The 21,493-nt window shown below is 69.2% G+C and carries 7 protein-coding genes; 1 reads left to right on the forward strand and 6 read right to left on the reverse strand.

The features are described 5' to 3' along the window. Positions 1-658 precede the first annotated feature (658 nt). Positions 659-7,867 (forward strand): Ig-like domain repeat protein, encoded by a 7,209-nt coding sequence (locus tag OG422_RS31640; protein WP_331757320.1) that lies wholly within the window; start codon positions 659-661, stop codon positions 7,865-7,867. Between the two features lie 381 nt (positions 7,868-8,248). Here OG422_RS31640 and OG422_RS31645 read toward each other — a convergent pair whose 3' ends face one another. The 6 genes from OG422_RS31645 to OG422_RS31670 all read right to left on the reverse strand — a co-directional run bounded on the left by OG422_RS31645 (position 8,249) and on the right by OG422_RS31670 (position 21,297). Beyond that, the gene (locus OG422_RS31645) at positions 8,249-9,262 is read right to left on the reverse strand and encodes an IPT/TIG domain-containing protein (protein WP_331757322.1); all 1,014 of its coding nucleotides are present in this window, start codon (positions 9,260-9,262) and stop codon (positions 8,249-8,251) included. 276 nt (positions 9,263-9,538) lie between these two features. Then, positions 9,539-11,011 (reverse strand): Ig-like domain repeat protein, encoded by a 1,473-nt coding sequence (locus OG422_RS31650; RefSeq protein ID WP_405748199.1) that lies wholly within the window; start codon positions 11,009-11,011, stop codon positions 9,539-9,541. A 38-nt stretch (positions 11,012-11,049) separates the two neighbouring features. Then, a complete protein-coding gene (locus tag OG422_RS31655; protein WP_331757327.1) occupies positions 11,050-12,549 on the reverse strand; it encodes an IPT/TIG domain-containing protein in 1,500 nt (499 codons plus the stop codon). Positions 12,550-12,708: 159 nt separating this feature from the next. Further along, a complete protein-coding gene (locus OG422_RS31660; protein WP_331757330.1) occupies positions 12,709-13,524 on the reverse strand; it encodes an IPT/TIG domain-containing protein in 816 nt (271 codons plus the stop codon). Between the two features lie 133 nt (positions 13,525-13,657). After that, positions 13,658-14,377 carry a hypothetical protein gene (locus OG422_RS31665; RefSeq protein ID WP_405748201.1) on the reverse strand — a complete coding sequence of 240 codons (720 nt, stop codon included), beginning with the start codon at positions 14,375-14,377 and terminating at the stop codon, positions 13,658-13,660. Between the two features lie 614 nt (positions 14,378-14,991). After that, a complete protein-coding gene (locus tag OG422_RS31670) occupies positions 14,992-21,297 on the reverse strand; it encodes an SDR family NAD(P)-dependent oxidoreductase (RefSeq protein ID WP_405748217.1) in 6,306 nt (2,101 codons plus the stop codon). Between the last annotated feature and the right edge of the window lie 196 nt (positions 21,298-21,493).

Genomic DNA, 21,493 nt, shown 5'->3' on the forward strand with positions numbered 1-21,493 from the left:
GGGCTGTCACGAGAACTGCCTGCTGTGCGGCCAGCGTGCCTTGGGCAAGGGCAGATGCACAGGCTTCAGGTATTTCCCATCCGCTTGACGTCGGGCTGTCGCCAGACCGACGCCCACAGTCCCGAAGGGGATGGGCAACCCACCGGGCTCTTCATCGGCACAAGTAACCCACTGCCATCCGGTTATGAAAAGCCCATAGAAGTAAGCCCCACCCGAATGGCCCACGCGCCGGCCGTCGGCATGGTGATCCATTCGCGCACTCAAAGATGATATATATCAACCGTTAGAGTGGTGTTTCGTTCTATCGGTTATTCCATCTCGGTCCTAGTGGGTTACTTGTGCTAGCGGAATCCGGAGGCCGCCCATCCCTCTCGGGGACTGTTCCGGTCGATCTGCCACGAGGTCGACCGATACATGGATGGGCTTACGGACGCCGGCAATCCCTTTGTCTGCGGGACGCGGCTGCACGTCTGTGCAACCAGCCTCAAGGCAGCCCATCCAGATCAGGCAGACCGGTGATCTGGAAGGGCGAATCATGGCCAAGGCATTTCAGCCCAGCTGGCGGCAGTTGGTGGGACTCCCATGGGGCGGCTCACATCGCCCCCTCGCAGTGGTCTCATCGGACCCGACCGTGACGGTGGGCACTACGCCGACAGGGGTGGCAATCACCCCAGACGGGCTGCATGCCTACGTAGCCAACGAGGGCAGCAACGACGTCAGCGTCATCGACACCACCAGCCTGACCGTCACCGCCACCGTGCCCGTCGGGACAACGCCCTTCTGGGTGGCGATCACTCCGGACGGTCTTCGGGCGTACGTGACGAACGCGAGCGATGGCACGGTCAGCGTCATCGACACCGTCACCAACACGGTCACCGCCACCATTCCCGTCGGCACCACTCCCCTCGGGGTGGCGATCGGGGGCACCAGCGCGTACGTGACGAACGCGAGCGATGGCACGGTCAGCGTCATCGACACCGGCACCAACACGGTCACCGCCACCATTCCCGTCGGCACCGCGCCTTTCGGGGTGGCGATCGGGGGCACCAGCGCGTACGTGACCAATAACAGTGACGGCACGGTCAGCGTCATCGACACCGGCACCAACACCGTGACCGCCACCGTCACTGTCGGAACCGCGCCTCTCGGAGTAGCCGTCGCGGGCACCCACGCGTACGTGGCCAACAACGGTGACGACACGGTCAGCGTCATCGATACCGGCACCAACACCGTGACCGCCACCGTCGCTGTCGGAACCGCGCCTCTCGGAGTAGCCGTCGCGGGCACCCACGCGTACGTGGCCAACAACGGTGACGACACGGTCAGCGTCATCGACACCGGCACCAACACCGTGACCTTCACCATCCCTGTGGGGCCAGGACCGTTCGGGGTGGCGATCACACCGGACGGTTCGACGATCTACGTCGCCGACAACGCCGACAACAGCGTGACCGTCACCGCCGCCGTCCCTTTCCCCACCACGACGGTGCTGACCTCGGCGCCGGACCCGTCGGTTTTCGGCGAGGCGAAGACCCTGACAGCCACCGTGACTTCCTCGTCGGGTACGCCGACGGGGACGGTGAGTTTCTTCGACGGGGCCACTCTCCTCGGCACCGGGACCCTTAGCGGTGGGGTGGCGACGTTCACCACCTCCGCCCTCGCCGTCGGCTCCCACGCGTTGACCGCGGTCTACGGCGGGGACACGAACTTCGCTGGTTCGACGTCGCCGGTGGATACACAGACGGTGGGCCAGGCTGCGACGACGACGGTGTTGTCTTCGGCGCCGGATCCGTCGGTGTTCGGTGAGGCGAAGACCCTGACGGCTACCGTCACGGTCGTGGCGCCTGGGGCCGGTACCCCGACGGGGACGGTGAGTTTCTTCGATGGGGCCACTCTCCTGGGTACGGGGACTCTTAGTGGTGGGGTGGCGTCGTTCACCACGTCTTCGCTGTCGGTCGGGTCGCATGCGTTGACCGCGGTCTACGGCGGGGACACCGACTTTGTCGGCTCGACGTCGCCGGTGGATACGCAGACGGTGGGCCAGGCTGCGACGACGACGGTGTTGTCTTCGGCGCCGGATCCGTCGGTGTTCGGTGAGGCGAAGACGCTGACGGCCACCGTCTCCGCTGTGGCGCCTGGGGCCGGGACCCCCACCGGGACCGTCAGCTTCTTCGACGGGGCCACTCTCCTGGGTACGGGGACTCTTAGTGGTGGGGTGGCGTCGTTCACCACGTCTTCGCTGTCGGTCGGGTCGCATGCGTTGACCGCGGTCTACAGCGGGGACACCGACTTTGTCGGCTCGACGTCGCCGGTGGATACGCAGACGGTGGGCCAGGCAGCGACGACGACGGCGTTGTCTTCGGCGCCGGATCCGTCGGTGTTCGGTGAGGCCAAGACGCTGACGGCCACGGTCTCGGCTGTCAGTCCCGGATCGGGTACGCCGACGGGGACGGTGAGTTTCTTCGACGGGGCCACTCTCCTCGGCACCGGGACCCTTAGTGGTGGGGTGGCGTCGTTCACCACGTCTTCGCTGTCGGTCGGGTCGCATGCGTTGACCGCGGTCTACGGCGGGGACACCGACTTTGTCGGCTCGACGTCGCCGGTGGACACCCAGACGGTGGGCCAGGCAGCGACGACGACGGCGTTGTCTTCGGCGCCGGATCCGTCGGTGTTCGGTGAGGCGAAGACCCTGACGGCTACCGTCACGGTCGTGGCGCCTGGGGTCGGAACCCCCACCGGGACGGTGAGTTTCTTCGACGGAGCCACCCTCCTCGGTACCGGGACCCTTAGCGGTGGGGTGGCGACGTTCACCACCTCCGCCCTCGCCGTCGGCTCCCACGCGTTGACCGCGGTCTACGGCGGGGACACGAACTTCGCCGGTTCGACGTCGCCGGTGGACACCCAGACGGTGGGCCAGGCAGCGACGACGACGGCGTTGTCTTCGGCGCCGGATCCGTCGGTGTTCGGTGAGGCGAAGACCCTGACGGCTACCGTCACGGTCGTGGCGCCTGGGGTCGGAACCCCCACCGGGACGGTGAGTTTCTTCGACGGAGCCACCCTCCTCGGTACCGGGACCCTTAGTGGTGGGGTGGCGTCGTTCACCACGTCTTCGCTGTCGGTCGGGTCGCATGCGTTGACCGCGGTCTACGGCGGGGACACCGACTTCGCTGGTTCGACGTCGCCGGTGGATACACAGACGGTGGGCCAGGCTGCGACGACGACGGCGTTGTCTTCGGCGCCGGATCCGTCGGTGTTCGGTGAGGCGAAGACGCTGACGGCTACTGTCACCGTCCTGGCGCCCGGATCGGGTACGCCGACGGGGACGGTGAGTTTTTTCGACGGGGCCACTCTCCTGGGTACGGGGACTCTTAGTGGTGGGGTGGCGTCGTTCACCACGTCTTCCCTGTCGGTCGGGTCGCATACGTTGACCGCGGTCTACAGCGGGGACACCAACTTCACGGGCTCAACGTCGCCGGTGGATACGCAGACGGTGGGCCAGGCTGCCACGACGACGGCGTTGACTTCGGCGCCGGATCCGTCCGTGTTCGGTGAGGCCAAGACGCTGACGGCCACCGTCACGGTCGTGGCGCCTGGGGCCGGTACCCCCACCGGGACGGTCAGCTTCTTCGACGGAGCCACTCTCCTCGGTACCGGGACCCTTAGCGGTGGGGTGGCCACGTTCACCACCTCCGCCCTCGGCATCGGCACCCACCCCCTGACCGCGGTCTATAGCGGGGACACCGACTTCGCTGGTTCGATTTCGCCGGTGGATACGCAGACGGTGGGCCAGGCTGCCACGACGACGGCGTTGACTTCGGCGCCGGATCCGTCCGTGTTCGGTGAGGCCAAGACGCTGACGGCCACCGTCTCGGCTGTCAGTCCCGGATCGGGTACGCCGACGGGGACGGTGAGTTTCTTCGACGGGGCCACCCTACTGGGCACCGGGACCCTTAGTGGTGGGGTGGCGTCGTTCACCACTTCCACCCTCGCCGTCGGCTCCCACCCTCTGACCGCGGTCTACAGCGGGGACAGCAACTTCGCTGGTTCGACGTCGCCGGTGGACACGCAGACGGTGGGCCAGGCTGCGACGACGACGGCGTTGTCTTCGGCGCCGGATCCGTCCGTGTTCGGCCAGGCCAAGACGCTGACGGCCACCGTCACGGTCGTGGCGCCTGGGGTCGGTACCCCCACCGGGACGGTCAGCTTCTTCGACGGAGCCACCCTCCTCGGCACCGGGACCCTTAGTGGTGGGGTGGCGTCGTTCACCACGTCTTCCCTGTCGGTCGGGTCGCATGCGTTGACCGCGGTCTACGGCGGGGACACCGACTTCGCTGGTTCGACGTCGCCGGTGGACACGCAGACGGTGGGCCAGGCTGCCACGACGACGGCGTTGTCTTCGGCGCCGGATCCGTCCGTGTTCGGCCAGGCGAAGACGCTGACGGCGACGGTCTCGGTTGTCAGTCCCGGATCGGGTACGCCGACCGGGACCGTCAGCTTCTTCGACGGAGCCACTCTCCTCGGTACCGGGACCCTTAGCGGTGGGGTGGCCACATTCACCACCTCCGCCCTCGGCATCGGCACCCACCCCCTGACCGCGGTCTACAGCGGGGACACCAACTTCACAGGCTCGACGTCGCCGGTGGACACCCAGACGGTGGGCCAGGCAGCGACGACGACGGCGTTGACTTCGGCGCCGGATCCGTCGGTGTTCGGTGAGGCGAAGACGCTGACGGCGACGGTCTCGGCTGTCAGTCCCGGATCGGGTACGCCGACGGGGACGGTGAGTTTCTTCGACGGAGCCACCCTGCTGGGTACGGGGACTCTTAGTGGTGGGGTGGCGTCGTTCACCACCTCCGCCCTCGGCATCGGCTCCCACGCGTTGACCGCGGTCTACAGCGGGGACAGCAACTTCACGGGCTCGACGTCGCCGGTGGACACCCAGACGGTCAATCAGGCCGCCACCACGACGGCGTTGACTTCGGCGCCGGATCCGTCGGTGTTCGGCCAGGCGAAGACGCTGACGGCGACCGTCACGGCGGTGCCGCCCGGATCGGGTACCCCGACGGGGACGGTGAGTTTCTTCGACGGAGCCACCCTGCTGGGCACCGGGACCCTTAGCGGTGGGGTGGCGTCGTTCACCACCTCCACCCTCGGCATCGGCACCCACGCGTTGACCGCGGTCTACAGCGGGGACAGCAACTTCACGGGCTCGACGTCGCCGGTGGACACCCAGACGGTGGGCCAGGCCGCCACGACCACGGCGTTGACTTCGGCGCCGGATCCGTCGGTGTTCGGCCAGGCGAAGACGCTGACGGCGACCGTCACGGCGGTGCCGCCCGGATCGGGTACCCCGACGGGGACGGTGAGTTTCTTCGACGGGGCCACTCTCCTGGGTACGGGGACTCTTAGTGGTGGGGTGGCGTCGTTCACCACCTCCACCCTCGGCATCGGCACCCACTCCCTGACCGCCGTCTACAACGGAAGCGGCAACTTCAACACCTCCACCTCACCGGTGGACACCCAGACCGTGACCAAGAACCTCACGACGACGGCGTTGACTTCGGCGCCGGATCCGTCGGTGTTCGGCCAGGCGAAGACGCTGACGGCGACCGTCACGGCGGTGCCGCCCGGATCGGGTACCCCGACGGGGGCGGTGAGTTTCTTCGACGGGGCCACCCTGCTGGGCACCAGCACCCTCAGCGGTGGGGTCGCCACATTCACCACCTCCACTCTGGGGGCGGGGTCGCACTCGCTGACCGCGGTCTACAGCGGGGACAGCAACTTCACGGGCTCGACGTCGCCGGTGGACACCCAGACGGTGACCAAGGCAAACACCACGACGGCGTTGACTTCGACGCCGGATCCGTCCGTCTTCGGCCAGGCGAAGACGCTGACGGCGACGGTCTCCGCTGTGGCGCCTGGGGCCGGGACCCCCACCGGGACCGTCAGCTTCTTCGACGGGGCCACCCTGCTGGGCACCGGGACCCTCAGCGGTGGGGTGGCCACGCTCTCCGTCTCCACCCTGGCAACCGGCAGTCACTCGCTGACCGCGGTCTACAACGGAAGCGGCAACTTCACGGGCTCGACCTCGCCGGTGGACACCCAGACGGTGACCAAGGCAAGCACCACGACCACCGCGAGTTCAGCCCCCAACCCGTCCGTCTTCGGACAACCGGTGACCCTCACTGCCAGCGTCACCCCCGTGGCACCCGGAGCCGGCACCCCCACCGGAACCGTGACGTTCTTCGTCGGTGGCGTCCCCCAGGCACCCGTCACCCTCTCCGGCGGCGTCGCCACCCTGACCGTCTCCAACCTGCCGGTCGGAACACGATCCATCCGGGCCACCTACAACGGCGACACCAACTTCACGGCCTCCACCTCCACCACCAGCAACCAAACCATCAACAAAGCCAACACCAGCACCGCCCTCACCTCGGCGCCGGATCCGTCCGTGTTCGGCCAGGCGAAGACGCTGACGGCGACCGTCACGGCGGTGCCGCCCGGATCGGGTACCCCGACGGGGACGGTGAGTTTCTTCGACGGAGCCACCCTGCTGGGCACCGGGACTCTTAGTGGTGGGGTGGCGTCGTTCACCACCTCCACCCTCGGCATCGGCACCCACTCCCTGACCGCCGTCTACAACGGAAGCGGCAACTTCAACACCTCCACCTCACCGGTGGACACCCAGACCGTGACCAAGAACCTCACGACGACGGCGTTGACTTCGGCGCCGGATCCGTCGGTGTTCGGCCAGGCGAAGACGCTGACGGCGACCGTCACGGCGGTGCCGCCCGGATCGGGTACCCCGACGGGGACGGTGAGTTTCTTCGACGGGGCCACCCTGCTGGGCACCAGCACCCTCAGCGGTGGGGTCGCCACATTCACCACCTCCACTCTGGGGGCGGGGTCGCACTCGCTGACCGCGGTCTACAGCGGGGACAGCAACTTCACGGGCTCGACGTCGCCGGTGGACACCCAGACGGTGACCAAGGCAAACACCACGACGGCGTTGACTTCGACGCCGGATCCGTCCGTCTTCGGCCAGGCGAAGACGCTGACGGCGACGGTCTCCGCTGTGGCGCCTGGGGCCGGGACCCCCACCGGGACCGTCAGCTTCTTCGACGGGGCCACCCTGCTGGGCACCGGGACCCTCAGCGGTGGGGTGGCCACGCTCTCCGTCTCCACCCTGGCAACCGGCAGTCACTCGCTGACCGCGGTCTACAACGGAAGCGGCAACTTCACGGGCTCGACCTCGCCGGTGGACACCCAGACGGTGACCAAGGCAAGCACCACGACCACCGCGAGTTCAGCCCCCAACCCGTCCGTCTTCGGACAACCGGTGACCCTCACTGCCAGCGTCACCCCCGTGGCACCCGGAGCCGGCACCCCCACCGGAACCGTGACGTTCTTCGTCGGTGGCGTCCCCCAGGCACCCGTCACCCTCTCCGGCGGCGTCGCCACCCTGACCGTCTCCAACCTGCCGGTCGGAACACGATCCATCCGGGCCACCTACAACGGCGACACCAACTTCACGGCCTCCACCTCCACCACCAGCAACCAAACCATCAACAAAGCCAACACCAGCACCGCCCTCACCTCGGCGCCGGATCCGTCCGTGTTCGGCCAGGCGAAGACGCTGACGGCGACCGTCACGGCGGTGCCGCCCGGATCGGGTACCCCGACGGGGACGGTGAGTTTCTTCGACGGAGCCACCCTGCTGGGCACCGGGACTCTTAGTGGTGGGGTGGCGTCGTTCACCACCTCCACCCTCGGCATCGGCACCCACTCCCTGACCGCCGTCTACAACGGAAGCGGCAACTTCAACACCTCCACCTCACCGGTGGACACCCAGACCGTGACACCGTGACCCCTCCCGCCCGAGCGGTGCCCCGACCAGCCTCCCCTGGTCGGGGCACCGCTCGGTACGGGTCAGGCGGCTGCGAGCACCAGGCGGACCGGTGCCAGCGGCAGCAGCAGGCGGAGGAGGGGATGTGCAGTTCCCGCGGTACGCACCCGACCCCAGGCGGGATCACCGTCGGTCCACGTCCGCAGGGCCTCGGGGTGGGCGCCGAGCTCGATGGCCAGACGCTTGATCTACGGCCTCGGCTCCGCGGTCCGGTACTTCCGCACCGCGCACTCCCGCAACTCAGTGAGTATTTCCTCGGGACGGACAGCCATGGTCAATGGTCCTCTCATGAGTCCCATCGGAATCACCATCAACATCCCCGCATCTTGAGGGAAGCTCACCTCAGCCGCCAGGCGGACTCTGGTAGGAGAAGGCACCCGGATTGGTCGCGGTGCCACCGGAGGTGGTGACGGCCACGTCGGCGGGCCCTACGGGGCTGGGGGGCGTGACCGCGGCGACCGTGTTGCTGTTGATAACGCCGAAGCGGGCCGGGATTCCGCCGAAGGCCACCGTCTCGGTGTGGGCCAGGTCGGTGCCGCTGATCGTGACCGTGTCACCGCCGCCGGCGGAGCCCGAGACGGGGCTGAGGCCGCTGACCGTGGGGGGGTTGTCGTAGCTGAACGACAGGCCGACCGTGACACCGCCTGCGGTGGTCACCTTGACCTGGACCGCACCCGCGACTGCTCCAGCCGGGGACACCGCCGTGACCTGACTGTCGGACACCACGGCGAACGACGTGGCCGGGACACCACCAAAAGCAACCGCGTTGGTGGTGAACAGGTTCACGCCCGTGATCGTCACCGCTGTCCCCCCGGCCAGGGGCCCGGCAGTCGGGCTGATGCGGGACGTGAAGGGCGCGGGAAGGTAGTAGAAGTACCCCGGGGAGCTGGTGCTGCCTCCCGCTGCCACCACGGCGTGGACCCCGCCACCCCCGACCGGGCTCACCGCCCGCAGGTGGGTCGCGGACAGCTGTGTGAAGGACCTGGCCGCGGTGCTGCCGAACAGCACCGCGTTGGCACCGGCCAGGTCCGCGCCGTAGATGTCCACGATCGTCCCCCCGCCGGTCGGCCCCTGAGTCGGACTCAGCGTCAAGCCACTGCCGTAGGAGTAGCGGGTGGTGGCGCTGCCACTGGCGTTGGTGACGGTGACGGTGACGGTCGCCGAGCCCGCCGCGTGCGTGGGCGCGGTCGCGGTGATCCGCGAATCGGAGTTGATCGTGAAGACGGCGCTGTTGCCGTCGAAGGTCACGCTGGTGACTGCGGGGGTGTGGAAGTTCGTTCCCGTGATCACCACCGGGTTGCCGCCGGCGGTCGTGCCGGACGACGGGCTGAGCCCGGTGATCGTGGGCACTGCCATGGTCGGTGCCTCCTTGGCTGCGAAGAGTTCGATGAGGGCAGCCCCCTCACGACCGGTGATCGCTTCACGGTAATTCCAGGCGGAGGTGGCCGACCTGGACTTCGAGCGGAGGGAGCGGTTTCGACATCACTGTGTGCGGATGCGCTGATCCTGTCGGCACATGTCGCAGGAGCCACGGCCGCTCTCGCCGGGGGTCGGGAAATGGCTGCGGGCGTGTGGACGGTCGTGGGTCCGCGTGTCCGGTGGCCCGGACTGGAAGGGGTGTTGCCGTGCGGTTCAGGGATTGACCTGCTGAGTGACGGGGGTGGCGCTGGACGTGGTGTAGTAGAAGCTGTCCTGGAATGTGGCGCCGAGTGTGTGGGTTCCCGCGGTCAGTGCGGAGGTCGTCGTGGTCGCCACCCCGCGGTAGTCCACCGCAACGGTCTCCAACACGGTGGAGTCCACGGTGAGGGTGACGGTGCCGACGGGAATTCCGCCCGCGGGCGGTACGGCGGTGACGTGGGCGGTCAACGTCACCGGCTGCCCCACCGCGGACGGGTTCGGAGCGGACGTCAGTGTTGTCGCCGTAGCACCGGCGTTGACCCGTTGGGCGACCGTCCCGCTTTCCGAACCGGCGAAGTTCACATCGCCGTTGTAGACCGCGATCAGGGAGTGTGTGCCGACTGCGGGTGCGGAGATTTGGGTGCTGGCCGTTCCCGCCTGGTTGAGCGGCACGGAATCGATGTCGAAGCCGTCGATGAAGAAGTCCACCGTCCCTGTCGACGTGTGCGACGTGGCGGACGTGGGGGTGACGGTCGCCGTTGCGGTGAACGGCTGGTGGTACACCGACGGGTTCGGGGTGCTGGTCAGTGTGGTGGCGGTCGCGGCGCGGGTGCCCGGTCCGATCACCGCGGCGCTGTGGTGGAATCCCGCGGCGATGGCGAGCACGTTGGTCAATTCCGGCGGGATGTCGATCTGCCCGTTGGCGTTGGATCCCCAACCCACCAGCACACGACCCGCCGTGACCGCCAGAAGGTGGTAGCCGCCGGCAGCGAAACCGCTCACGCCGCAGGTGGAGGGGATGGTCGTCTCGCCGTTCTGGTCGCTGCCCCATCCGAAGAGGGTCTGGTCGGCCAGCAGCACGAGGCTGCTGTACCGGCTGCAACTGACGCCGACCGAGGGCGGCAGGCACGGCGGGAGCGTCGTTTGGCCATACCGGTTCCACCCCCACGCGACGGCCGTGCCATCGGACTTCACGGCCACGTTGTGGTATCCGCCCGCGGCGATGGCCACGACGTCGGTCAGACCTGAGGGGACGCTCACCTGCCCCATCAGGTCGCTGCCCCAGGCGACGACCGTGCCGTCCGAGCACAGCGCCAGGCTGTGGGTCGAGCCTGCGGCCACCGCCACGACTCCGCTCAAGCCCTGCGGCACAGTTGTCTGGCCATTGGTGTTGTTACCCCAGGCGACGACTGTGCCATCCGATTTCAGTGCCAGATTGTGGTCGCGGTGTGTCGAGATGGCGATCACATTGCCGAGGCCCGCCGGGACGTTGGTCTGGCCGCTGTCATTGCGTCCCCAGGCCACCACGGTGCCGTCGGACTTCGACGCCAGTGTGTGGAACTGCCCCGCGGCCACCGCCACCACACCGGTCAATCCCGCCGGAACTGCGGTCTGACCGTAGGTGTCGTCTCCCCAGGCAACCACCGTGCCCGTCGCCGGAGGACCCGTAGCCGATCGTCTCGTCATCCACCGCTTTTCGGCCTGCACAGGTCCTCCTCTGCTGTGACGTTGGGATTCGGGATGCGCTACGGCTGGTACTGGAAGGTGGCGCCGTTGCTGGTGCCGCCAGGGGAGTGGACGGTGACGGTGACCGGGCCGACGGCGCCGGCCGGCGAGGTGGCGACGACCATGGTGTCGGAGACCGCGGCGAAGGATGCCGGGGCGGTGCCGAAGAACACGGCGTCGGTGTAGGTGAGGTTGCTTCCCCTGATCAGGACGTCATCCCCGCCGGATTCCGAACCCTGGGCAGGGCTGAGGGAGTCGATGACCGGTGGTGCGACGTAGAGGTAGTAGGCGTTGCCCAGCCCGACCGTGCTGGTGCCGCCCGGTGTGGTGGCCGTGACCAGGACGGTCCCCGTGCCGGGCGGAGCCGTGACGGTGATCTGGCTGTCGGAGTTGACGGTGATGGCGGTGGCCAGGGTGGAGCCGAAGTGCACGGCACTGGTGAGGGCCAGACCGGTGCCGGTGATGGTGACGGTGTTCCCGCCGCCGCTCGGACCCATGGCCGGGATCAGGCCGGTGATGGCGGGGGCAGCGACATAAAAGTAGGGCAGTGGGTTGCTGGTGCCCGCTCCTGTGGTGACCGTGACGTTGACCGACTGCGCGGCTCCGGCGGGTGCGGTGACGGTGATCTGGGTGGCGCTGTTGGCGGTGATGGTGGCGGCGTGGCTGCCGAAGAACACGGAGGTCGCGCCGGACAGGCCGGTGCCGGTGATGGTGACGGTGTTGCCGCCGCTGGTTGGTCCCGAGGCTGGGTTCAGGCTGGTGATGACCGGTGTCGCGACGTTGACGTAGGTGTAGGTGACGCTGTTGCTGGTGCCTGTCGAGGTGGTGACGGTGATCGGGACGGAGCTGGTGCCCGGGGGCGCCGTCGCCGTGATCTGGGTGTCGCTGATGACGGTGAACGGGGCCGAGGCGGTCCCGAAGTGCACCGAGGTGGTTCCGGTGAAGCTGGTGCCGGTGATGGTGACGGTGTTGCCGCCGCTGGTTGGTCCCGAGGCTGGGTTCAGGCTGGTGATGACCGGTGTCGCGACGTTGACGTAGGTGTAGGTGACGCTGTTGCTGGTGCCTGTCGAGGTGGTGACGGTGATCGGGACGGAGCTGGTGCCCGGGGGCGCCGTCGCCGTGATCTGGGTGTCGCTGATGACGGTGAACGGGGCCGAGGCGGTCCCGAAGTGCACCGAGGTGGTTCCGGTGAAGCTGGTGCCGGTGATGGTGACGGTGTTGCCGCCGCTGGTCGGTCCCGAGGCTGGGTTCAGGCCGGTGATGACCGGACCGGCGCTGTAGGTGTAGGTGACGCCGTTGCTGGTGCCGAGCGGCGAGGTGGCGGTGACCGCGACCGACCCGGTGCCCGCGGGGGCGGTGGTGGTGATCTGGCTGTCGCTGACCAGCGTGAACGACGCCACCGGCACGGTGCCGAACTTCACGGTGGTGACACCCGTGAAGCCGCTGCCGTTGACCGTGACGGCGGTGCCTCCCGCGGCTGACCCGTGGTTGGGGTTGAGGCTGCTGATGACCGGGGCCATCGTGGAACTCCTCCATGAGGTGAATGAAGTGTGCCCTGGCCGCTGGGCGGCCAGGGCACAGCGGGTCCGCGGTCGCGGCCCGTGAAGTCCACGTCGATGGCCGCGGTGGCGAGGCTGACCGCTTCGCCCGCTCCTTTGTGCCTGGGCTCGGCCCAAGCGTCAGGGAGTGACGGCGAAGTGGTCGCCGGCGACGGGCGTGCTGGGGCCGCCGGGGGTGGTGACCTGGATGTCGTAGGTGATGCCCGACGTCAGGCCGGCGGGGGCGTCGAGAGTGAGAGTGCCCAGATCCGTGACGTTGACGTTGTTGGCCGGCACGGCCGTGCCACCGCCGACCGGGGTGAACGTGACGGCGCTGACGTCCACGAAGCAGGAACCAGCGACAATGACACCGGTGGGAGGAGTGCTCGCCGATCCCGTGGCGGGAGTCACGTTGGTGACCGTCGGCAGATCGAAGTAGGTGAACTCACCGGGTGCCCCGATCGGGGTGCTGGTGCCGCCGGTGGCGGTGACGAGCACGTCCGCGGAGTCGGTACAGGCGGTGAAGGCGCCGGTGTGGGCCGGTGGGGTGACGGTGAGGTGGCTGTCCGACAGGACGGTGGGGGAGGCGGTGCCGATCGCGCCGAAGGCCACCGAGGTCGCGGTCGCGAAACCGCTACCGAAGACGTCGATGGGGCTGGTGGGCGTGGCCGGGCCCGTGCTGGGGTTCACCGACGTGACGGAGGGGCCGGCGACGTAGAAGAAGGCGCTGCTGTTGCTGTTCACACCGGAGACGGTCGCGATGACGTTGGCCTGACCGCTGCACCCTGACGGGATGGGGAGGGTGACGGTGGTGCTGGTGGCGGTGGTGGGGGTGACCGTCTTGGTACCGATGTTGATCTTGGTGGTGCTCAAGGTCCCCAGGCCAGTGCCGCTGATGGTCATCGTCTGGCCTGCGTGGCCCGAGGTGGGGGAGATCAAACTGATGGAAGGTGCCATGATTCCTCTGCTTTGTTGTTGCGATCGGTTGGGTGTCACAGGGCATGGGACGTGAGCACGGCGGAGTGCTTCTACCTCGCCGTAAACCTGTGCCCTGTGGCCGAGCTGGGCACCGGGGTGCCCGCCCACTGCCTCAACAGGGCGAGGTCAGGGGCGGCTTGGCGGCGCAGTTGTTCGGGCTGTTGCCGGACACGTTGGTGGCCAGCAGCGTGACGGAGCCGGCGTTCTTGAAGATGCCGCCGCCGTCGGACGTGGCGGTGTTGCCCGTGACGCTGCTGCCGGTCATCGTCAGCGCGGTGTCGCTGTAGATCCCGCCGCCGAACGAGGCGTGGCTGCCCCGGACGCCCCCGGCGGTCACGGTGACCGACCCGCCGAGGTTGGCGATGCCGCCACCCACCCCGATACCGGCGTCACCGTTGCTGATGGTGACCGTGGTCAAGGTGAGCTGACCGCTGTCGTCGGGGTGCTGAGAGGGCCCGTCCACCTCGATGATGCGGAACGCGGGCGCGGTCCGCGCTCGGGTGATCTCGGTGGCCAGCCCGGTCATGGTGATCGGAGTGGTGATGTTCGGCAGCCCCGCCGGTCCACCGGCGCCCTCCGCACCGTGGGCGCTGGTGAGGGTGTAGGTGCAGAACGGTGCCAGGATGAGGTCGCCGCCGCCGGCGGCGTTGGCCCCGTTGACCGCGTTGACCAACGCGGTTTCGCTACAGGGCACGATCACCGCCTGCGCCGCCTGCGCGGAATGCGTTTGCGCCGGATGCGTGGAATGCGCTTGCGCCGCCGGGGCGGTGAGCATGAGCGCACCGACGGCGCCGGTCCCCAACAGCAGTCGAAGTGTGGTGATGGCTCGCAAAACGCCTCCTCGGACGTATGAGCCACCCACGTCAGCCAGTGCACCGAATGAGCACATCGGCGGACGCTTTCCTCCGGTGGGTGTCGTGCGGACCCGTGGCAGGCATGGCACCACCACAACCCTGAATAGGCCGCTTTCCCCAATGGAGGGATGGGCAGCCCACTTGATCGGATGCCATAATTACGTCATCTGAACTGCCCTGCAAACAAGAGGGTTGACGACGATTCATCCAATTGGCGGAGCGCACCACCGATGTCGTCGGTTTTTCGTTAACCCCGCGCTTTCACGAGGTGGGCTTTCCAGGAGCTGATCGGAAACGCAGGAAGTGCCCTTGACCCACAACGCGCCGGCGTGAATGCCTGATCGCCAAGTGTGGAATCCGTCTGGAGCTGGACTATCCGGAGGCCCGCAGAGCCGCTCAGACCGCGGACGAATCCACCTCCGTCCCCGCCCTGCGCGATCCGCATTCGCCCAGCCAGCCGTCGGCGGCCGTCACGTCTTTGCCTGGGTGGCGGCTCGCGCACCTGCAACGCGGCCCGGCGAGGTCCGTGCCAGGACCCTAAGGGCTGTCCCGCCAGGGATGACGGGACAGCCCTTTAGATCCGATCGCGCCTTTACCCATGTGAGACTGACTGGTCCGCGTTCCGCAGTTCCAGACCCATGCACTCGGCGAGGCCGGCCGCGAGCGCCGATACCGTCGGGTGCTGCCAGACGAAATTACTTGCGAGCTTGACGCCGAGGTCGGATTCCAGACGGACCCGCAATTCCATCGACAACAGCGAATCGAAACCCAGCGCCTTGAGCGGCGTCTGGGGGTCAAGGGTCGTGCTGCCCAGGCGCAGAACTCCGCGGATGTGATCGCTCAGATAGGTCTCAAGGGCCTCGCGCCTGGCGATGCCCGGCGCGAGACCCTCAAGGCGGGCCTGGATACCGCGGGAGTCGTCCGGCGCGCCGGGCGCGGGTTCGTCGCTCGGGGCCAGGAGGCTGAAGAAGGACGCCTGCCGTCCGGCGGCGGGAATCCAGGTGCTCGGCTCCCCGGGGACCACCCCGGTCTGGGTACGGCCGTGTGCCAGAAGCGCCTTGAGCGCCTGTAGCCCCTTGTCGGTCGGGATCGTCTGGTAGCCCCGGCTGCTGAAATCGGTCGCCACACCCGTCTCGCCCCACGGCCCCCAGTTGACCGCGAGTGTGGGCAGGCCCTCGCGGGTCCGCCACGCGGCGAAGGCATCGAGCCAGGAGTTGGCGGCAGCGTACACACCCTGACCAGGGTTGCCCAGCAACGAGGCCATCGAGGAGAAAACCGCGAACCAGTCCACGGTGTGCCCCGCCGTGGCGTGGTGCAGTTTCCACGCACCGGTGACCTTCGGCTCCCAAATCCGCCTCAGCTGGCCCTCACTGATATTGGTGAGCGCGGCGTCCTCAAGGACCATGGCACAGTGCACGACGCCACGCAGAAGCCTGCCGTCCTCGGTGGCGGTGGCCACAAGGCGTTCGGCGGTACCGGCTTTGGCGATATCGCCCAGTACGACGGTGACCCGGCTACCGCCCGCGGACAGTTCCCTGATCGTGCGTGCGGCGGCCAGGGACGGGGTGGTGCGGCCGTTGAGGACGATGTGGCCTGCGCCCTGCCCGGCCAGCCATTGAGCGGTCGCCAGGCCGAGGCCGCGCAGGCCGCCGGTGACGATATAGGCGCCGTCGGCGTGCACGACGGGCGGCCCGTCGGGAAGGACGGCGGTGGTCGTTCCCTGGTCCGGAAGGGTCAGAACCAGCTTGCCGACATGGCCCGCGCGGGCCATCAGGCGGAAGGCTTCGGTTGCCTCGGTGAGCGGATACGTCGTGCACAGCAACGGCTTCAGACGGTCCTCGGCGAACTCGTCGAGGACCTCGCGCAGCATCGTTGCGAACACATCAGGACGAGTCCGTTGGAGCTCGATGAGGTCAACGGTGCTCAAGGTGATGTTGTGCCGGAACGGGGCCAGCCCGACAGGGGCGTCGGACAGGATGTCGCGCACACCCAGTTCGACGAAGCGGCCGAAGGGCCGCAGGGTCTCCAGCCCCGCGCGAATCGCCGCGCCGGAGAGCGAGTTGAGGACGACGTCGACGCCCTCGCCGTCGGTGGCCTTGCGAGTCTGCTCGACGAAGTCCAGCGAGCGGGAGTCCATCACCCGGCTGATTCCGCTGCCCCGCAGGTAGCGCCGCTTCTCTTCGCTGCCGGCGGTCGCCAGCACCTCGGCACCGAGCAGCCGGGCGACTGCGACCGCCGCCAATCCTGTGCCGCCGCTGGCCGAGTGGATCAGGACTTTCTCCCCGGCGCGGAGTCGGCCGACGTGGCGCAGCGCGTACCAGGCGGTGAGGAAGGCCGTGGGCAACCCCGCCGCGGCGACAGGATCGAGCCCGGCCGGAACCGGGGCGACCGCGGTCGCCGGCACGGTGACGAACGAGGCGAAGGCGCCGCCTTCGAGATGCACGGCCAGCACCGGGTCCCCCACGCGCAGATGCTCCACACCCGGTCCGACCTCGGCCACCACACCCGCGCACTCGAAGCCGATCCGGTAACGGACGTCGTCCTCGCCGGGCAGCAGGTCCATGACCGTGAGCACGTCACGGAAGTTGAGGCCCGCTGCCTGGACACGCAGTTCCACCTCGCCCGGACCCGGTGCCCGCCGCCCGGTCGCGGCGAGTTCCAGACTGCCGAGATCCCCGAGCCGCCCCGCCCGCAGGCGGAATCCGTCCACTCCGTATCGCATGGTGCGGGTGGCGGCCGTGACCTGTTCCGAGGCGGTCAGCGGGGCGTAGTCGAGCCGGGCGACGTGCCGGGTGGCGCCCCTTAGGACGATCTCGTCCTCCCGTCCGTCGGCGAGCAGCTCCTCGGCCAGGCTCCGCAGGCCAGGGGCGCCGTCGTCCGTGTCCACCAGCGTGGCCCGCATACGCGGGTGCTCGAAGGCCAGGACGCGCACCACACCGCGCAGAGCACTCTGTTCGAGATCCACGCTCTCGCCCGCCTCTGCCGCGCGGGCGTTGCGGGTGACCGCGTACAGACGCAGCGGGCCGGAGCTGTGCGCGACCGCCTGGGCGAGGGCAAGGATGCGACGGGCACGCCGCTGGGCGCCCACGGTGGGATCGCCCGCGAGGGGCGGCGTACCGCACAGCATCACCACGCCGCCCACGGGGGCCGGGGCGGCCGCCAGACGTTCCGTGAAAGCGTCGCTGAGCGGCCCGAGCGAATCGTCTCCCAGAGGAAGGTCCCACGCCTCGGCCCGTGTCCCGGCCTCGCGCAGAATGCCGGCCAGCGCCTCGGCGTCCGCGTCGCCCTCTCCGACGACGAGCCAGTTCCCGGGCTCGGTCCGCGGGGTGGCCGGCGGGCGCGGGGCCGGGTGCCAGCGGGCTTCGAGGAACCACTCGTCAGCCCTGTGCTCCCGCTGCGGGCTGCGACGGGCGAACTCCGCACCGTCGACGGCCAGCACCGGCGTGCCTGCCCCGTCCAGCAGGCGGACGTGCCCGACGGTGCTGTCGGGCGTGGTCTCCATCGTGCGCGCGTGGGCATACACGGCGGTCGCGGGATCGCCCAGAATCCGCACCGAGCGCAGGCGGACGGGGAGGATCAGCCCCTGGCCCGCGTCCTCGACCGTCCCGGCAACCAGGAGTTGCAGGCAGAGGTCGACCAGGACGGGGTGGACCCGCAAGGAGTGCTCCGCGGCCCGTGCGGGCGGCGGGACCTCCACGCGTGCCCAGTAACTGTCCCCGTTACGGGAGGCGTTCAGTTCCTTGATCCCGGCGAACGCCGCCCCGTGTTCCAGCCCCCGGGCACGGAGTTTCGTGTAGAAGGCCGCGGGGTCGAGGGGGACGGGGTGGCGCCGGGCCAAGGTGGCGACGGCGGCCGACACCACGCGGGCGGGCGAGCGTACGGGACGGCGGAGCAGCACAGCCGAGGCGTACGGTACCCACCGGCCGTCGTCTCCGCGTCCGAAGATCTCACAGGTGGCCCGATCCGGGGCGGTCATGGTCACCGTCGTGCTGAGGCCGGTGTGCTCGGTCAGCCGGAGCATTTCCTGGAAGGTGACGTCGGTGACCTCCACGTCGGCGGGGGCGGCGTCGAACACCTCGCAAGCGGTGGTCAGGGCGACGGCGTAGTGAGCGGCACCGGGCAGTACGGGGGTGCCGTGCACGCGATGGTCGGTCAGCCAGGGAAGGTCTGCGGTTCCGGCGTCCGCCTGCCAGTGGTGACGCACCAGTTCGCCGGGTACCTCGGTGTGGTTGCCGGGCAGTGCGGTGGCCGGGCGCGCGGTGCTCCGCTGCCCGGGTACGGCTGGCGGCGCATCCACCCAGTGGTGCTTGCGGTCGAACGTGGTGGTGGGGACGTCCACGAGACGGGCCCCCGCGTACAGCGGTGACCAGTCGACGTCGACGCCCGCGCAGTGCAGGGCCGCCAGCTGGGTTCGGAACGTGGCGGGCTCGTCCTCGCCCCGGCGCAGCGTGGGCAGCACGACCGGTTCGCTGACCAGGCCGCTCAGGCTCTGGGTGACGGCGTGGGTGACCACGGGGTGCGGGGAGACCTCGACGTACACCAGGTTCCGGTCCGCGGCGGCCGCGGCCACCGCCGGGGAGAAGCGGACAGGGTTACGCAGGTTGGCACACCAGTAGGCGGCGTCGAAGGACGGCACCTCGCACGGGTCCTCCAGCACGGTGGAGTAGAAAGGGATCCGGGGGCGCTGCGGGGCCAGGTCGGAAAGTGCGGTGAGGAGTTCGGCGAGCAACGGCTCCACCTGAGGACTGTGGGAGGCGACGTCCACCGCGATGGGCAGCGCGGTAACGCCTCGGTCCTTCCAGGCGGCGACGAGCCGCTCCACCTCGGTGGTGTCGCCGGCGATGACGGTGGAGTCCGGTGCGGCCAGGACGGCCACGGAGACGGACTCGGCGCCGTTCGCGGCAAGTTCGGCCTCCACCGCGGCCTGGTCCAGCCCTACGGTCGCCATGGTGCCGGCTCCGGCGATCCGGGTGAGCAGTGCCGAGCGCCGGCAGATCACCTTGACGCCGTCCTTGAGTGACAGTGCCCCGGCGACGACAGCGGCCGCGGCTTCTCCCATGGAGTGGCCGACGACACCGGCCGGCTCGACTCCGTGGGCACGCCACGTGGCGGCCAGCGCGATGTGCAGGGCGAACAGCACCGGCTGCACCCTGGAACAACCGGTCACCGGTTCACCGGCTCTCACCACGTCCAGGACGGAGAATCCGGCCTCGGCGGAGACCAGAGGATCGACTTCGGCCAGGGCCGCCGCGAAGGCCGGTTCGCTCCGCAGCAACTCGCGCCCCATGCCCGTCCATTGCGAGCCCTGCCCGGAGAACACCCAGACCGGCTGCCGGGAAACGGTGACACTCGTCGCTCCGGACACCACGGCCGGGTGCGCCTGGCCGGCCGCGAACGACGTCAGCGCGCCGGCCGCCTCGCTCCTGGTACGTGCCACCACCGCGAGGCGTCCCCGTCCCGCGCCGCGTCGCAGGGCCAGGGTGTGCGCGACGTCGCGCAGCGGCACCCGCGCGCCGTCGTCCTCCAGCCAGTCGGCAAGGCGCCGTGCCGCGGCCGGCAGCACGGCCGGGGACCCGGCCGGAACCACGATCACCTCGGGTGCATCCGGCGGGGTCCGGCGCGCAGGCGGCAGGGCCGCGTGGCCGTCCTCGGGCGGTTGTTCCAGGATGACGTGAGCATTGGTACCGGAGAATCCGAAGGAGGAGACGGCGGCCAGTCTCGACGTCGCCGGCAGGGGCCACTGGGTCAGTTCGGTGGGCACGAAGAACCGGGTCTCGTCCACGGCCATGGCCGGATTCCAGCGGGTGAAGTTCACGTTGGGCGGGACGAGCCCCCGCTGAAGACAGAGGACGGTCTTGATCAGACCGGTGATACCGGCGGCCGGCTCCAGATGGCCCAGGTTGGTCTTCACCGACCCCAGAGCGCACCGGCCGTGGCCTTCGCCGTACACCTCGGCCAGGCTGGAGAACTCGATCGGGTCGCCGACCGGCGTACCCGTTCCGTGCGCCTCGATCAGCCCCACGTCCCGCGGGTCGGTCCCGGCGCGGGCGAGTGCCTTCTGGAACAGGGCACGCTGGGCGGCGGGCGAGGGAGCGGCCAGACCGTCGGACCGGCCGTCCTGGTTCACCGCGGAGCCGCGGACGACGGCGAGCACGCGATCGCCGTCCCGTACCGCGTCGGCCAGGCGTTTGACGACGACGGCGCCGCAGCCTTCACCGCGGACGAATCCGTCCGCGGCGGCGTCGAAGGTGTGGCAGCGTCCCGTTGGCGAGAGCATTCCCATCCTGGCGAAGGACAGGGCTGTTCTGGGCCGGAGCATGAGCGTGACACCGGCGGCCAGGGCGAGATCGCATTCGTCATGGAGCAGTGCCTGGCAGGCGAGGTGGAACGCGACGAGCGAGGACGAGCAGGCCGTGTCGAGGGCCATGCAGGGGCCGTGCAGCCCCAGGAGGTAGGAGATCCGGCCCGCGGCGACGCAGTGACCGTTCGTCAGGATGGAACCCTCCAGCTCCTGGGGATGCCCGGCGAGTTGATCCATGTAGTCGTTGTAGCTGAGGCCGGTGAAGACGCCCGTCGGTGAGCCGGTCAGCTGATCCGGGGGGAGCCCGGCATGCTCCAGGGCCTCCCAGGCCACCTCCAGCAGCAACCGGTGCTGGGGGTCCAGGACATCCGCCTCGCGGCCGGAGACGCCGAAGAAGTCCGCGTCGAAACGCGATACGTCGCTCAGGTACCCGCCCCGCTGCGGCGGGGTGTGTCCGCCAGGAGTTCGTGCGGCGTCGCCGTGTGCCCAGGGCGCCTCTCGTCCCGGTGGCGGATCCCCCACCGCTTCCCGCCCTTCCGCCAGCAGCCGCCACAGGGCCGCGGGGGAGTCGATGTCGCCGGGGAGCCGGCAGCCCATGCCGATCACGGCCAGGGAATCCGTCGCCTTGCTGGAGGGATGCCTGTGTCGGCCCACGGGAATTCTCCTTGTCGAAGTGAATGCGCGAGGGAGCGGGAGGCCCGCGGCCGTGCTCCGGTCCGGTCTGCCGCCTCGTCTCGTCCGGGGCGGCCCTGCGACGCGCTCGCGGACCGGGGATGACCGGCTGATCCCGGCA

The sequence above is a fragment of the Streptomyces sp. NBC_01525 genome (assembly GCF_045040405.1).
GTDB classification, from domain to species: Bacteria; Actinomycetota; Actinomycetes; order Streptomycetales; family Streptomycetaceae; genus Streptomyces; species Streptomyces benahoarensis.